Origin of the sequence: Paenibacillus sp. FSL K6-2441 (assembly GCF_037964765.1) — a bacterium.
GTDB classification, from domain to species: Bacteria; Bacillota; Bacilli; order Paenibacillales; family Paenibacillaceae; genus Fontibacillus; species Fontibacillus phoenicis.
In genome coordinates this window covers 4,524,735-4,540,082 of sequence record NZ_CP150174.1, presented here as the reverse complement: position 1 = coordinate 4,540,082, position 15,348 = coordinate 4,524,735, and the positions used below count along the sequence as shown (strand labels likewise).

Annotated in this window: 12 protein-coding genes; 7 read left to right on the top strand and 5 right to left on the bottom strand. The window is 54.7% G+C overall.

Translation table 11 applies throughout. The annotated features are described in order from the left end of the window. Positions 1 to 15 precede the first annotated feature (15 nt). The 4 genes from sfsA (at position 16) to NSQ80_RS20940 (ending at position 3,059) form a co-directional block, all read left to right on the top strand. The gene (gene sfsA, locus NSQ80_RS20955; RefSeq protein WP_260070421.1) at positions 16 to 702 is read left to right on the top strand and encodes a DNA/RNA nuclease SfsA; all 687 of its coding nucleotides are present in this window, start codon (positions 16 to 18) and stop codon (positions 700 to 702) included. Positions 703 to 793: 91 nt separating this feature from the next. After that, on the top strand, positions 794 to 1,651 hold the full coding sequence (locus tag NSQ80_RS20950) for a carbon-nitrogen hydrolase family protein (RefSeq protein ID WP_009223433.1): 858 nt from the start codon (positions 794 to 796) through the stop codon (positions 1,649 to 1,651). A gap of 39 nt (positions 1,652 to 1,690) precedes the next feature. Further along, positions 1,691 to 2,371: a GNAT family N-acetyltransferase gene (locus NSQ80_RS20945; RefSeq protein WP_009223434.1), complete on the top strand. Its 681-nt coding sequence runs from the start codon at positions 1,691 to 1,693 to the stop codon at positions 2,369 to 2,371. A gap of 16 nt (positions 2,372 to 2,387) precedes the next feature. Continuing rightward, positions 2,388 to 3,059 carry a hypothetical protein gene (locus NSQ80_RS20940; RefSeq protein WP_009223435.1) on the top strand — a complete coding sequence of 224 codons (672 nt, stop codon included), beginning with the start codon at positions 2,388 to 2,390 and terminating at the stop codon, positions 3,057 to 3,059. Positions 3,060 to 3,166: 107 nt separating this feature from the next. Here the strand turns inward: NSQ80_RS20940 and NSQ80_RS20935 are convergent, their stop codons facing one another. The 3 genes from NSQ80_RS20935 to NSQ80_RS20925 form a co-directional block, all read right to left on the bottom strand. Continuing rightward, on the bottom strand, positions 3,167 to 7,153 hold the full coding sequence (locus NSQ80_RS20935; RefSeq protein WP_339300731.1) for a carbohydrate-binding protein: 3,987 nt from the start codon (positions 7,151 to 7,153) through the stop codon (positions 3,167 to 3,169). Positions 7,154 to 7,454: 301 nt separating this feature from the next. After that, positions 7,455 to 8,582 carry a carboxynorspermidine decarboxylase gene (gene nspC, locus NSQ80_RS20930; protein ID WP_009223437.1) on the bottom strand — a complete coding sequence of 376 codons (1,128 nt, stop codon included), beginning with the start codon at positions 8,580 to 8,582 and terminating at the stop codon, positions 7,455 to 7,457. Position 8,583: 1 nt separating this feature from the next. Next, positions 8,584 to 9,837: a saccharopine dehydrogenase family protein gene (locus NSQ80_RS20925; RefSeq protein ID WP_323078243.1), complete on the bottom strand. Its 1,254-nt coding sequence runs from the start codon at positions 9,835 to 9,837 to the stop codon at positions 8,584 to 8,586. A 995-nt stretch (positions 9,838 to 10,832) separates the two neighbouring features. On the opposite strand from NSQ80_RS20925, the gene NSQ80_RS20920 reads away from it, so the two are divergent. Together NSQ80_RS20920 and NSQ80_RS20915 are read left to right on the top strand one after the other, a co-directional pair. Beyond that, positions 10,833 to 11,072, top strand: a complete 240-nt coding sequence (locus tag NSQ80_RS20920; protein ID WP_009223439.1) for a heavy-metal-associated domain-containing protein — start codon at positions 10,833 to 10,835, stop codon at positions 11,070 to 11,072. Then, entirely contained in the window at positions 11,056 to 12,948 is a 1,893-nt protein-coding gene (locus NSQ80_RS20915; protein WP_339300728.1) for a cation-translocating P-type ATPase, read from the top strand. The genes NSQ80_RS20920 and NSQ80_RS20915 overlap by 17 nt, the downstream gene beginning before the upstream one ends. Here the strand turns inward: NSQ80_RS20915 and NSQ80_RS20910 are convergent, their stop codons facing one another. Next, complete coding sequence (locus NSQ80_RS20910; RefSeq protein WP_339300726.1) at positions 12,949 to 13,185, bottom strand: hypothetical protein; 237 nt, start codon at positions 13,183 to 13,185, stop codon at positions 12,949 to 12,951. 187 nt (positions 13,186 to 13,372) lie between these two features. Then, positions 13,373 to 14,002, bottom strand: a complete 630-nt coding sequence (locus NSQ80_RS20905; RefSeq protein WP_050769687.1) for a TetR/AcrR family transcriptional regulator — start codon at positions 14,000 to 14,002, stop codon at positions 13,373 to 13,375. A gap of 417 nt (positions 14,003 to 14,419) precedes the next feature. Here NSQ80_RS20905 and NSQ80_RS20900 point away from each other — a divergent pair, with 417 nt between their 5' ends. Further along, positions 14,420 to 15,340, top strand: a complete 921-nt coding sequence (locus NSQ80_RS20900) for a DUF4180 domain-containing protein (protein WP_339300724.1) — start codon at positions 14,420 to 14,422, stop codon at positions 15,338 to 15,340. Positions 15,341 to 15,348: the final 8 nt, after the last annotated feature.

Below are 15,348 nucleotides of genomic sequence, written 5' to 3'. Positions count from 1 at the left end.
GGGAAGTGAAGAAAGATGAAGTATGGGAACATCGTACACGGACAGCTCCAGCGGCGGGTGAACCGGTTTATCGCCGAGGTTGTGGTGGACGGTGCCTTGGAACAGGTGCATGTGAAAAATACCGGTCGGCTGAAGGAGCTCCTGCTAACGGATACAGAGGTTCTGCTGGAGGTTTCTGATCGGCCCGAGCGGAAGACGAAATATTCCTTGATTGCGGCTGCCAAGGACGGAGGCTGGGTGAACGTCGATTCGCAAGCGCCAAATCCGGTAGCGTTCGAGGCACTGAAGGCAGGGCGGATCGCGGAGATCGGGCTGGTCAGTTGCGTGAAGCGGGAAGTCACCTACGGCGATTCCCGGTTTGATCTCTACTACGAAAAAGACGAGGAACGAGGGTTCATCGAGGTCAAAGGCGTCACGCTCCAGCAGGAATGTATTGCTATGTTCCCAGATGCCCCAACGGCGCGGGGAACCAAACATGTGTTGGAGTTGGCTAAGGCCGTTCAGGAAGGATACACCGGGACGGTGCTTTTTGTGGTGCAAATGCAGGGATGCCGCGAATTTACGCCTTACCGGGACATGGATCCGGCCTTTGCGGACGCCTTGGAAGAGGCCTCCCGGCAAGGGGTGCGGATTTTGGCTTATGAATCCGTCGTGACGGAACAAGAGATCGTGTTGGGAGGCGGTCTCCCGGTTCATCTATGAGATGGGTTCACGGCAGGGCGACGGAATTGCATTCTTGCTGACTTTATGATGAAATTTACGAAGACGGAACAAGAAAAGGAAGGGGAGCCCCATGAAATTAAGAGTATCCGCTGTCCAATATCATCTGCATACGATTGGCAGCTTTGACGAGTTCGCCCGTCAGGCCGAACACTATATCAAAACCGCGGAGGAGTTCAGCTCGGATTTCGTGCTGTTCCCCGAGTTTTTTACCACGCAGCTGATGTCGATCGGCTCGCCGGACGGCAGAGCGTTGACCATCCAGGAGCTGCCGGATTTTACAGAGCAATACCGCACTCTGTTTAGCGGATTGGCTCGGCAGACCGGAATGCATATCATCGGCGGCACGCATGTGCTGCGCAAAGGCGACCGGTTGTACAACGTGGCGCATCTGTTTTATCCCGATGGGCGAATCGCGGAGCAAGCCAAGCTGCACATTACGCCTACCGAAGTGACGGAATGGAACATGACGCCGGGCGACGGCCTGGAAGTGTTTGAAACCGACAAGGGCAAAATCGCCATGTTGACTTGTTATGACATCGAGTTTCCGGAGATCGTCCGGATGGCCAAAGCGAAAGGCGCGGACGTCATTTTCTGTCCATCCTGCACGGACGACCGCCATGGCTTCCATCGAGTTCGTTACTGCTGCCATGCGAGAGCGGTCGAGAACCAGGTGTACATCGTCACCACGGGGACGGTCGGATCGCTGCCGACGGTGGACTTCATGCGGGGCAACTTCGGGCAGGCGGCGGTCATCACGCCAAACGACGTACCGTTTCCGCCGCGCGGCATTTTGGTGGAAGGCGAGATCAATGACGATATGATCGTTACCGCCGATCTGGATTTGGAGCTGCTCTATCAGGTTCGGGAGAAAGGCTCCGTCACCACCTGGCGAGATCGTCGGACCGATCTGTACACCGACTGGAACTAAACCAAGCAGAACGCAGGCTGCCCATGGAGGAGAGACGCGATGTATCGTAAAGAATGGTACGTGTTTAATGATCAGGGTCGGCCGGTGCCGGCCGTGATTCGGAACTACGAAGAGAAGGATTTTCCGGGGTTGATCCGCATTCAGCAGGAGAGCTTCCCGCCTCCTTTTCCTTCGGAATTATGGTGGAACGAGGAACAGCTAAGCAACCATGTGCGGTTGTTCCCGGAAGGCGCGTTATGCGTCGAAGTCAACGGGGAGCTGGCAGGCTCCATGACCGGGCTTAAGGTCGATTTCGACCCCGGCAAGCCGGAGCATTCTTGGGCGGACATCACCGATAACGGGTACATCCGCAACCACCGCCCCGATGGGAACACGCTGTACGTCGTGGATATCAGCGTCCGGCCGTCCTACCGGCAATGGGGCCTAGGCAAATGGCTGATGTTGTCCATGTATGAGCTGGTGGTGCACCAAGGCCTCCAGCGTTTGCTGGGCGGCGGCAGAATGCCGGGCTACCATAAGTACGCGGCGGAAATGACGGCAGAGCAATATCTGAACGCCGTTGTGAGAGGTGAGCTGAAGGATCCGGTGATCACCTTCCTGCTGCGCTGCGGCCGTACGCCGGTCACGGTCGTTCGTGATTATCTGGAAGATGAGGAATCGCGGAATTACGCCGCATTGATGGAATGGAGAAATCCGTTTCTCCAGCGCAATTTTGAATAGGAGGCGTTATAAGGTTATGGAATATATCCGAATCACGAATATTCAGGATCCTTTGTTCAAATCGATGCATCAGCTGATGCAAAACGTATTCCCGCCGGAGGAAGTGCTGGAATTTGATCTATGGAAAGAGCCGCTGGAAGACCCCGGCATTCGCGTCTTCGTCGCGGTGCACGAAGGTCAGGTTGTTGGGGCGACGGAGTACCGTTATTATGAGGACTTCAACGTGGCGATGACCGACTTCACGATTATCGGCCAAGCCGGGCTTGGCATTGGTCGGTTCCTGGCGGATCGCCGGCTGCGCGATTTGCACGCTTTGGCGGAGGCGAACGGGAAGAAGCTGCGCGGGATGTTCGCGGAAATCTACAATCCTTACCGGGTGGAGCATCACGAATTCGGCGGCGTGAAGCCGATGGATCCATACGTACGCCGCGAAGTGTTGTCCCACCTCGGGTACATGCGCCTGGACTTTCCGTACGTGCATCCGTCCTGGAACAATGACGGAGAAGCGGTCAGCGGGCTGGATCTTTGCTTCCTGCCGATGGACGGCAACGATGACAGCCTGGAAACGGCGCTGATCGTGCAATTCCTGGAGCGGTATTACACGGTGCTGCCGAACAAGCCGCAAGCGTGGTACGACATGGTGGAAGGCCTGAAAGCGCAGGATCGCATGAAGCTGCTGCCGATTTAAGTCAGGAATCTCTCTCCTGATCGACTTTTTCATAATTATCCCGTTCCTTCAGCACAGAGGCGGCACCCGTCATTGGACAGGTACCGCCTTTGTGTGCTTTTTTGGGATCACCAGTTATTGCCCGAAACCCGAATCACATTGAAATTCGGCGTCTGGTTCTCGCCATAGATGGCCGTGATTCCCGGATTGTTGACCCTAACATTGGTGAAGCGGGCTTCGCCAACAACAGGTCCTTGGCCTTGTTCCGCTCTCACGACCAGCTTAATCCCGTAGCGGGTTGGGTTGTTGATCGTGATGTTTTCTAGCCGTACGTTCTGCATCGGCAGATTCTCCGGCGATTTGGATTGGAACATCAAGCCGAAGTACACCGGATTATTGATGTCCACGTTCTTCACCAGGATATTCTTGAAGTCCCGGTCTCCGCCGAAGAACCAGATCGCCCCGAAGTTCTGATAATCGTTAATCTTGTCGTCCGCTCCGACGCTGGTCCAGAAATCACCGCCGGTACGGTCCAGTGTGACGCCGTCGATGACGGTATCTTGGTCTCCGAAGCCCAGCGTATTATAGCCGAAGCTTAAGCTGCTGATAGTGACGCCGGGGTAAGTGAGCGTATCCGCGCCATACAGGTTCTGGAACAGGTTGTTCTGGCCGCCGTAGACGGCGAAGGCGGCAGCCCGGCGTACGTTGACGGCGGTGAGGTTCGTGTACTTGTTCCCCACATTGTACGAGCCGCCGGCGTCAATTGCGCTAAACAATGCAAATGCGTCGTCGCCCGTACCGCGGGCATAGTTGTTGTCGATCACGTTGTAGGAAGAGCCGTTGGTCATGTTGATGCCGTCGGCGAACATATTTTTAATCCGGTTATTCTTGAAGGTATTGTAGGAAGAGTTCACGCCCCAATACAGGCAAACGAAATGCTCGGCCCAAATGTTCTCAATGCTGACGTTCTGCATGCCGTTCCCGTCAATGAACTTGCCTGGACCGTCCTGACGGTAGACGTAGTTCCCCCAGGCGGACAAGTCCTTGATCGTGGATCCGTTTGCGGTGGAGCTGATGTTAAACCCAACGTCGGTGTTCGTTTGATTTTGCGGTGCAACCAGCTTGGTGTGCCAAGGACCGGCTCCAATGATTTCCGTTGCCCGGCCGTACAGGAAAATCTTCGACGAAATCGTCCACTCCCCAGCCGGAATGAAAATCCCTTTCTTGGACGGATCCTGGCGGAACTCGTTCAGCGCTTGTTCAATCGATTTCGTCGTCGAAACTTCAACATATTTGCTAGGATCCGGATTTGAGGCCGGCGGCGCTACGTTCTCCGTCTCGATCATATCTACGTAAATCCAGGGAACGTCCCCAGCATCCTTCTGGATTCGGATTTTCGTGCCAGCCGGATAGACTTGGTCGAGCAAGAGCTGGGAGTCTTCGTACAGCCAGTAAGCCTTAGAGCCGGAGTTATTGTACCCTAGTTCTCCAAGCGTGGAAGGTGTGGCGTACACGTAAGAGAATTTGGAAGTCACGGTAAAATTGCCTTTATCCACGCCGTTCACATAGATACTGATCGTACCGTTGGTATTCTCAGCTACGGCATTCCGGAGCACAAACGCATTGGCCGGCTGGGTCAGCGTAAACTCCACGTACTCGCCTGTGGCATCCAGATAAACGGCCGAACGTCCGGAGGCTTCACCGGCAAAATCACCCGGCGTAAAGTTCGGCGCCAGCCGCGTTCCATTGGTGCTGTTCGAAGGAGCTTCGGCCTCCAGCACGGTAAATGGCATGTTAGCCCCTCGACCGGAATATAAGCTGACAGTGCTGCTGTTGTTGTTCCGCTTCACTGCGACCTCGTTGGCATCGTCAGCTACCGTTGTCGTTACCGTGTAGCTGCCGTCCACTGCAGTCCACGTTCCCATCGTCACACTGACGGATGCTCCCGGAGCAAGCGTCCCGCTATAGGAACCGTTTAGCGTTCGTACGGTTGTCCCCGAGCTGTTCTTCAGTTCTAAGGTGATCGGGTGCGCTCCGCCGGCGGAAGCGATCGTGCCTTGGTTTTTCAGGTTCACGGTAAAGGTGACGGTATTGCCTGCGCTCGGATTCGAAGGCGTCCAAGCCGCGGTTGCGATCAGGTCGGAGCTTTGTACCTGGTTGATCGTGAGCGGCGTGGGATGCGTGTAGGTGTTGTTCGCTTCATCGGTTTCAAAAACCGCGTTGTCCTCATCCACCTTGGCGATCACGGCGTAAGAACCAGCGTCTTTTGCATCAATTGTGGTGGAGACGTTCGCCGTTGCACCAGGGGCAAGCGCACTAACGGGAGCCGTACCAACAAGGGTGCTTCCTAAGTAGAAGTTCACATTCGTAGCGCCGGATGCCACGGTCCCCGCATTACGGACCACCGCGTTGAGTGTAACGGCTTGGGTCTCATCCGGAGAGGCCGGCGACCAGGAGAGATTGGTTACGGTCAGATCCGGATTGGGTGCAGGTGTTCCAAAGATCTGGAACTCCGCCACTTGCCCGCCGGGGGCCCCGGAATTGGCCGTAAACCGCAGCTGCACTTGGCTTACCGTGGCGCTGACGGGGATGGTGACCGTGTTCTGTGTAGTAGGATTAAACGTATAGGAAGCGGCTGAAACCAGGTTCGTAAAGGTTGTGGAATTTTGATCATGGCCCAGCACTTGGATGGTTTGGGTACGTGTTGCCCATTCGCTGGAAGGGTTCAGCTTCAGGACAATCGACGTAATGTTGGCATTGGCACCCAGATCTACAGTGAGCGTACTCGGATGGCCGTTGCCTTCCCAATAGGTCGAGACGTCGTTATCGTTGGCATTGGCGGCAACAAAAATATACGTTGAGGAGGACGCGGTAATCGTCTTGCCGATGGCGAGATTGGTTCCGGCTTCTCCTCCGGAGCCGTTCCGCGTCACGGTATTGCTTGGCGGCGAAACGTTACCGGCCGCATCCTTGGCGACGACATAGTAAGAGACGGTAACATTCGCCGGCTGCGAGTCTGTATAAGTCAGCGTCGATCCGTTGACGCTGTCGCGAAGCTGACCGTTGGCGTAGATGTCGTACCCGGTTACGCCTACGTTATCCGTTGCGGCGTTCCAAGTCAGCTTGATCGAGCCGGAGGTCGGTTGAGTGAAGGCCAGGTTGGTCGGAGCCGTCGGCGGCTGCGTATCTGCGGAGCTTCCCTGGGTAAATTGGATCCAGTTCATATTAAAATCATAACCGCTGGCATAGACGCGAAGAGTTTGCGTTCCGGCATTTAACGTCACGGTGGCCGTCACGGTCTGCCAATTTTGCCACCCTCCGGTGTTGGGCACCGTCGTTGTAGCCAGCGTCGTTCCACCGGACTTCAGCTGGATTTCGCCTGTACTTGCATTGCTCGCAACCCGGTACTCGACGGTATAGGTGCCCGCACTAACGACGTTGACGTTATAGTCCAGCCAATCTCCGACATGAATCCAGCCGACGTTCAGGCCGCCGCCCGTATCCGTGGTAGGTTCGGTCTGAATGCCGTTCATCGCGGAGTAATTTTCCGCCTCAATCTTGCCCGGAATCACGGAAGGCGCGGCTGGTGCAGCGCCGTACACCTCCACTTCGGAGAGTTGACCCGCCGGCCAGACGGTATTGGCCGTAATGTGAATCCGCACGTACCGAACGCTGGCTGCTGTAAAGTTGATCGTCACCGTATTGGCCGAAGCCGGGTCAAAGGTATAGCTGGCGGAAGCCTTCAGATCGGTGAAGCTCGACCCGTTGGTGCTGCCTTGCACGGATAAAGTTTGTGTCCGGCTTTCCCAACTGGAAGGCAGCTTCAAGACGACCTGATCAATTTGAACCGTGCTGCCGAGATCGATTTGCACCCACCCGGGAAAAGCTTGATTCGTGCTTTCCCAATACGTATTGGCATCGCCATCTGTGACGTTGGAGGCGGGATACACATCGGCGTGCCCGGATTCTGTCGCGGGTTTGCCCGCAGCCAGGTTCGCCCCTCCTGCCGCCTGAACAGGTGCGGTCCACCCCGCTGAAGTGAAGAAAGTTGTGGCGAACATAGCGACGATACATATCCATGTGATGATGCGTCTTTGGCTTTTCACGTCATTCATTCTCCTTTCAGATTCAAGATTTCTCCCTTTCTTACATCTGGCAGAGTTGTCGTGGTGAGCCCCGCGGCACGGTTTACGAATTCTGTTCAATATACCAATGTAAGCGATATCACAAAAAGGCGCATTCCCCCTCTTCCCAAGGATCGGTATAAGTACTGCACTTCCATCGTAAGGAGGATTCGTTTCCAAATAAAGGTGTATTTCTATGGAAATGGTGTGCAGGATTATGGTTTTGGACAAAAAAAGAGACCACCCGTCAGTCCACTGACCGGGCAGTCCCCGATTAAGCGATCGAGGCGCCTTACGCCAACCGCATTTTGAAATCTTCATAACCAAACTCATGCAAAATTTCGCAGTCGCCGTCCTTGTGCTGCAACACGAGTGCCGGCAACGGCATGCCGTTGAAGGTGGTGTTCTTCACCATCGAATAGATGGCCATGTCGCCGAACACCAGACGGTCGCCGGGCTTCAGCGGCTCATCAAACGAGTAGTCGCCGATATTGTCCCCGGACAGGCAGGTTGGTCCGCCCAGCCGGTACGTGTATGGCTTCTCGCCAGGTTCGCCCGATCCAAACAGCGGCGGACGGTACGGCATCTCGAGCACGTCTGGCATATGGCAGGAGGCCGAGGCATCAACGATGGCGATATCCAGGCCGTTTTTCATCGTATCCAGCACTGTTGTGATCAGGTAACCGGCGTTCAGCGCCACCGCTTCGCCCGGTTCCAGATACACTTCTAAGCCGTATTTGTCCTGCATCCGCCGAATGCACGCTTCCAGCAGCGGAATATCGTAGTCCTCGCGCGTGATATGATGGCCGCCGCCGAAATTGATCCATTCCATTTGCGACAGCCATGGACCAAACTTCTCTTCCACCGCATCCAGCGTCGTGACCAAATCGTCTGAGTTCTGCTGGCACAAGGTATGAAAATGAAAGCCAGAAATGCCATCCAGCAGCTCAGGGCGGAAATGCTCGATCGTCACGCCAAACCGCGAGCCATACGCGCAAGGGTTATAGATGTCGTGGCCTACTTGGGTGGAGCATTCCGGGTTGATGCGCAAGCCGACTTTTTTGCCAGCCGCCAGCACCCGATCGCGATATTTCTCCACTTGGGAGAACGAGTTGAAGATCACATGATCGCAAAGCTCGATGATTTCGTCGATCTGATCCTCCCGGTAGGCTGGGGCAAAGACGTGATTCTCCTTGCCCATCGCCTCGCGGCCGAGCCGAGCTTCATACAAGCCGCTGGCCGCCGTGCCGCTTAAATATTTACCGATCAGCGGGTAGGTCGTGTACATCGAAAATGCTTTTTGCGCCAAAATAATCTTCGCACCCGTCCGTTCCATAATCCCGGCCAGGATCTTCAGGTTTTGCTCCAAAAGTTTCTCATCGACCACGTAACAAGGTGTTGGCAGTTCCTCGAAGCGCATATTATCTAATGTACTCCGTTTCTTTGCGCTCTTCGGCGACTTCCTCATCCGGATAGGCATCAACCGGTACCGGATTGAAGCTTTCTTTCCAAGGCAGGCCCCACTTGTTCAGCGCATCCATGAATGGATCTGGATCGAACTCTTCGATGTTGTAAACGCCCGGTTTGTTCCAAGTGCCGTTGATGATCATCATTGCGCCGATCATGGCCGGAACGCCCGTCGTGTAAGCTACGGCTTGGGAGCCAACTTCTTTGTAGCATTCTTCGTGGTCGCAGACATTGTACAGGTAGTACATTTTATCTTTGCCGTCTTTTTTCCCTTTGAAAATGCAGCCGATGTTCGTTTTGCCCTTCGTGCGCGGTCCCAGCGAAGATGGATCCGGCAGGACGGCTTTCAGGAACTGCAGCGGCACAATTTGCTTGCCTTCGAATTCGATCGGCTCGATCGAAGTCATGCCGACGTTTTCGAGGCATTTCAGGTGGGTCAGGTAGCTTTGACCAAACGTCATGAAGAAGCGGATCCGTTTGATGCCCGGAATGTTGAGGGCCAAGGACTCGATTTCCTCATGGTGCAGCAGGTACATATCTTTCTCCCCGATTTCCGGGAAGTTGTAGACGCGTTTGATTTCCATCGGCTCAGTTTCGACCCATTGGCCGTTCTCCCAGTAGCTGCCCTTCGCGGACACTTCACGGATGTTAATCTCCGGGTTGAAGTTCGTCGCAAACGGATAGCCGTGGTCGCCGGCGTTGCAGTCGAGGATGTCGATGTACTCGATTTCGTCAAAATGATGTTTCAGCGCATAGGCGGAAAATACACCGGTTACGCCAGGGTCAAAGCCGCTGCCCAGCAGTGCGGTGATGCCGGCTTTCTCAAAGCGCTCGCGGTATTCCCATTGCCATTTGTATTCAAATTTCGCGGTATCTTCCGGCTCATAGTTGGCGGTATCCAGATAGTGCGTCTTGGTCGCCAAGCAGGCTTCCATGATCGTCAAATCTTGATACGGCAGAGCCAGGTTCATCACGATGTCCGGTTTAACTTCGTTGATCAGCGCGATCAGCTCTTCGACGTTGTTAGCGTCCACTTGAGCTGTCGTGATTTTCGTTTTGCCGCCGTCCAGCTTCGCTTTCAGGGCGTCGCATTTCGACTTGGTGCGGCTGGCGATGCAGATTTCTTCAAATACCTCGCTGTTTTGTACGCATTTGTGGATTGCCACGGAAGCCACGCCGCCGCAGCCGATGATTAGTGCTTTTCCCATTTGTCCATCTCCTACCTTCTTTAATAATTTGACAATAGTGGTGTGAAACGTAAAAAAAGCAAGTGATTGAACGCATAACCCGCGCATCACTTGCTTCTGATATAGTCAATATTAAGAAATGCTCCATCACAACGGACGAACGCCCGTCTTCATCGCCGCACGAAATGGCTTCGTACGAACGCACGCACTGGAATTCTTAATATTCAATATATCATGTTTGATCAGAGTCTATTTAGCAAATAATTCGCCTTTACCACTCTTATTGACCGTTTCACAAGTTGATGTGCATTATGCACTGGTTGTAAAGTAACCAACTTATAAAATTTGAGCTTTTAACTCAATCAATAAGGCAACTAAGTTGCCAATCGGCATTTGACCCGGCTGTCCGTATGGCCTTAACTTCCCAGAGAGAAGTGGTCAAAAAATTATCTGCTTGGAAAGACTCGCGATATATTGAATACAACCTTTCCAAAAATCATGCTCCTTAATATTAGCAGGAACTGATTCGGAGGGCAATAGCTAATTTAAAATATTTTTTTGGTAAGGGAGGAACTTGTTTACGCTAACGCTTACCACGAAGCTTATTTGGCGAAAAACAGGGGGGCTGGCGTTCTAACGCTTGTCAGCGTGCTTATGGACGGAAAATACGCCGCGGAACACGGAAAATGGACCCAATAGAGTGCTAGGCAAGCGTTACATTTGGAAACAGCCTATTTTGGCGCAAATAGCGTTTGTCACAAGCGTTACACTTACTTGAGAGGCGGAATCCCAATCAATCCGTCGCAATAGGAGGCATCTCGAAAAAATCCGTTGCGAGTGATGGCATCCCGATCAATGATCGCGAGGTCTAGCATCCCGGATCAATCCGTCGCGGCTGGTCGGCTGGCGCGGGGTCTTCTGGTCTCTAGGTCGTCCTCAAATTGACGCGAATCAAGGAATGCCCCTGGTTCCCGAGTTACGATGAAGCCATCGATAACCGAAAGGGGATATGTCCAATGATTACCGTCAAATGGAAAGTAGAAGAGTTAACCTGCCCAAGCTGCATCAAGAAAATCGAAAGCGCGCTGTCGAAACAGCCGGGGGTACAGGAAGTCAAAGTGTTGTTCCACTCCAGCCAGGTAAAGGCCCGGTTCGATGAGAGCCTGGTGCAGGAGGAGCTGCTTCAGAGCATGCTGGCCAAGCTTGGGTATCCAGTGCTGGCGGGAGGAGGGCGTGGCGATGGCCAAGCCTCGTAAAGTGGCGGCATTGTTGGCGTCGGGGCTTCTGCTGGCCCTGGCCGGGTTGTTCCACCTCCTGGGATGGGAGGTGGCCCGAAGCGCCGCGCTGCTGCTGGCCTCGGCGATATCCGGTTGGTCGATCGCAGTGAGAGCTGTTCGTTCGCTTCTCATACGCGTCTTCAGCATCGAGCTATTGGTGACGATCGCGATGATTGGTGCGATCATCCTCGGCGAATACGTCGAGGCGGCTGCGGTGGCCTTCTTATTCCGGCTCGGGGCATACCTCGAGGTCATTACGCTGAGCAAGACGCGCTCCGCCTTGAAAGCCCTGATCGATATGGCCCCGGCGGAAGCCATCGTCCTGCGGGACGGCGTTCAGGTCAAGGTGCTCGCGTCCGAAGTGGTGCGCGGGGACCGGGTGCTTCTGTCGTCCGGCAGCAAGATCGCGGTCGACGGCCAGGTCGCTTCCGGCCAAGCCCTCGTTAACGAGGCGGCGATTACCGGCGAACCGGTACCCGTCGGTAAGCAGGTCCGTGACCGGGTGTTCAGCGGAACGACCGTGGATACGGGCTACTTGGAAGTCATTGCCGAGCAGGTCGGGGAGGACACGACCTTTGCCAAAATTATTGAGCTGGTGGAAGAAGCCCAGGAATCTAAGGCGAAGATGCAAAGGTTTTTGGACAAGTTCGCTTCCTACTATACGCCGGGGATGCTGCTGTTGGCGGTACTGGTGTTCCTCGTCTCTCGGAATCCCGAGCTCGCTCTGACGTTTCTGGTGATCGCTTGCCCGGGGGCTTTGGTGATTTCCGCACCGGTCTCAATGGTTGCCGGATTGGGAAACGGCGCCGCAAACGGCTTGCTGATCAAAGGCGGGGAGGTGCTGGAGAACCTGGCCCGGGCGGAGGTAGTTGCGTTCGATAAGACCGGGACATTAACGGAGGGGAACCCTTCCGTGGTTGCGGTACACACCTACGGCGGCGTGCAGGAACGTGAGCTGTTGGAGCTGACGGCTGCAGTGGAAGCGGCCTCGGAGCACCCGCTTGGACAAGCGATTGTAAATGCGGCAAAGGCTCGGAAGGTAGAGCCGGCGGATCGACCGAAGCAGGTGGAGGTACACAAAGGAAGCGGGATTTGCGGTGAGGTTCGTGGACAGACGGTTCGGGTCGGGAAGCGGGAGTGGTTGGAGCAGCAAGGCGTGTCCATAAGCAAGGAGGTATGGGACGAGGCAGAACGTCAAGAGAAGCGCGGGTGTACGGTGGTATGTGCCGCGGTTAACCACATGTTGATTGGCGTTATCGCCATCACAGACCCGATTCGTGCCGAAGCGAAGGAAGCGATCCAAGGGCTCAAGCGGAAAGGCGTGAAGCGAGTGGTGATGCTGACCGGCGACAATCGGCATGCCGCTCAGCAGGTTGCGGACCGGCTTGGGATTGACCAGGTGCACGCCGGGCTTCTTCCGGCAGATAAGGTGGCGTTGATCCAGGAATGGCAACGGCAGGGCAGACGTGTGACGATGCTTGGAGACGGCATCAACGACGCGCCGGCTATAGCCGCCGCGGACATCGGGCTGGCGATGGGAGGTGCGGGGACGGACATTGCGATAGAGACTGCGGATGCGGTCATTATGGCTGACCGGCTGGATAAGCTCGTATATGCCCGCCAGCTGGCGAAGCGTACGGTCCGCAATATGAAGCAAAACGTATCGTTTGCCATCACGGTCGTGGTTCTGTTGCTGGCGGGGGTATTAACGAGGCATATTTATTTAGCCTCGGGGATGTTTATTCATGAGTTCAGCGTGATTTTGGTGATTCTGAACGCCCTTCGTCTGACATGGCGAGGGAGGGGCACCAGGACCAACCGGAACATGGTCGCAACGTCGATCCTAAGGCGATGATTACAACTGTCTCAACCGCTCCAGGATATTCTCCGGATCGGGGCGTTTCATGAAGTACGGTTCGACATAGGCAGAGCGGATGATGCCGGACTCGTCGATCATAAACGTAGACGGAATCGGCAGAATCCAAAGGTTGGTGGCGTTATATTCCGCCAGATTCAGATTGAACTGATTCAGGAAGATGTTCTGAAAGGTCAGCACAACCGGACCTTGGGACAGCTTGTCGAAGAGGTTCACGGTTTCCCCCAGCGGGTTTAGATTTTTTTGGATTGTCAACTCCATTTTTTTATTTTGTTGGCGAGCCCCGGCCCGAAAACGCAAAAACCCCGCAACCAAGCGCTTTCCGCCGGTTGCGGGGGGATGAAAACGGCGAATTTCCCTCCTTCTGAGTACCTCATATCGTATTTTCATTTCTGGGTGGTTTCTAGACCAGATGGGAGCGGATATGCTCCAGCATCGCATCGAGCACGGCCTCTAGTGCGCAGATATCTTTGCGAACCTGCGTCATGAGCAGTCCGCCTTGCAGCGCCGTCAGCAGCGCCAGTGCCAGCCGGTCCGGATCGGCGTCAGCGCGCATTTCACCGCGATCCCGCATCGCACGAAGCCCTTGGCTAATCGCCTGCTCCCATTGCAGGAAGCAGGAAGCCAGCGCAGACCGGGCCGCTGGTTCCATATCGGCCAGCTCGCTGGCCAATGAACCGATGGGGCATCCGCCCTGAAACTTCCGGTCAATCTGCGATTGGATCACGGCGTCACGCCAGGCCTGCAGGGCTTCCATGCTGTCCAGATGGCTGAGCAAGGGTTCTTGTGCACCTAACACCTGCTCGGTCTGGTATAGGATGACGGCCAGCACCAGATCCCGCTTCTCCTTAAAATAATGATAAAGCTGCGAGGAGCTGACCTTCGCCTCCTTCTGCACATCCTCCACGCTCGTCCCCGCGACCCCGCGTTCGAACATCAGTTTAGCAGCGGCAGCGATGATGCGGCTGCGCGTTTCTCTCCCTTTTTTCGTAAGCTTTGGTTCCGGATTAGGTGTAGTTATCGTGGTTTTCATAGTCTTAGTATAGCAAAAATGGAGTCCCCCATCCAGAAATGTATGGCGGGGATACGACATCGAGCCGACGTTTCAGCTACGGACCGTAATGTCCTTATTGCTCAATTTCCCGGCGATTTCCCGTTTTAACGGATCGGAGTGCCTTTATGAGTCGGGTACAGGCAAGAATTTGGCCAAACCAACCTGAATAAGGTCTGTGGAGTCCGTTAAGTATTAGGAGCCAACCTATTTTGCTCCAATAGCGGCTCTCCTGTCCCTTAGCTCATCCGCACCAATTAGTTCTACTAGCCACCGGAGCACCCTTCGTCTTCTTAGCTCTCCCAGTTTCTTCTCCCCCTACGCCTTACCCTAGACTATTGCGTTTTAGAAAACATATGTTACTATTAACATACGTTAAACAAAACAGAGGTGAGCAACATGTCGATTAATTACGCGATTTTGGGGATGCTGAGCGCCCGGTCTCTGACCGGTTACGATTTGAAGAAGATCATTCAGGATTCACCGTTTATGCCTTGGTCGGGCAATAACAATCAAATTTACAAGGCGTTAGTCGAGCTGCTGGAGGAGGGCTGGGTGACGAATGAAGTCCAGCATCAAGACAGTGCTCCATCGAAGAAGATCTATACGATTACCGAAGCCGGGCGGGAAGCGTTGAAAGCTTGGGTACTGTCACCGCCGGAGCTGCCGGAGTTCAAAAATACCTTCCTCGTGCGCCTCGCCTGGGCGGATTCGTTGGGGGAAGACGAACTGGACGCCCTCCTTACGGGGTATGAGCACGAATTATATTTACAGCTTGCCGCAGAGGAGGAGAAGCTCCGCCGGGGAGAGTTTTCACCACGCCGTACCTCTCGGGAAGCCTATCTCTGGGATCAAATCCATGGCCGAGTTCTGGAGCAATACCGGAGTGAGCTGGACTGGATCCGCCAACTTCGCGAGGATTTGGGGATTCGTTCGAATAAGAAAGGGGAGAAACCTGTGAACTATCAAGTTGTGGAGAAAAATAACCAAACCATCGTGGTCGTCACGTCTGCCGAACCGCCGATCGCCACCGGGCAGGACGCGATTCGCCTCATCGAAGCGTGCATCGAGCACAACGCCGGACGGCTCATTGTTTATGCTGAGGCGTTGTCCGAGGATTTTTTCAACTTGAGAACGGGATTGGCCGGAGAAATTCTGCAGAAATTTGTGAACTTCTCGCTTCGGACTGCCCTTGTGGTTGCCGACGGGAGCCTCATTAAAGGCCGGATGAAGGACCTGCTCGCAGAGTCCCATCGGGGGAATACTCTTCGGGTGTTTGCCAGCCAAGCCGAGGCGGAGAATTGGTTAGCAGAAAGTTAAGACGGGCA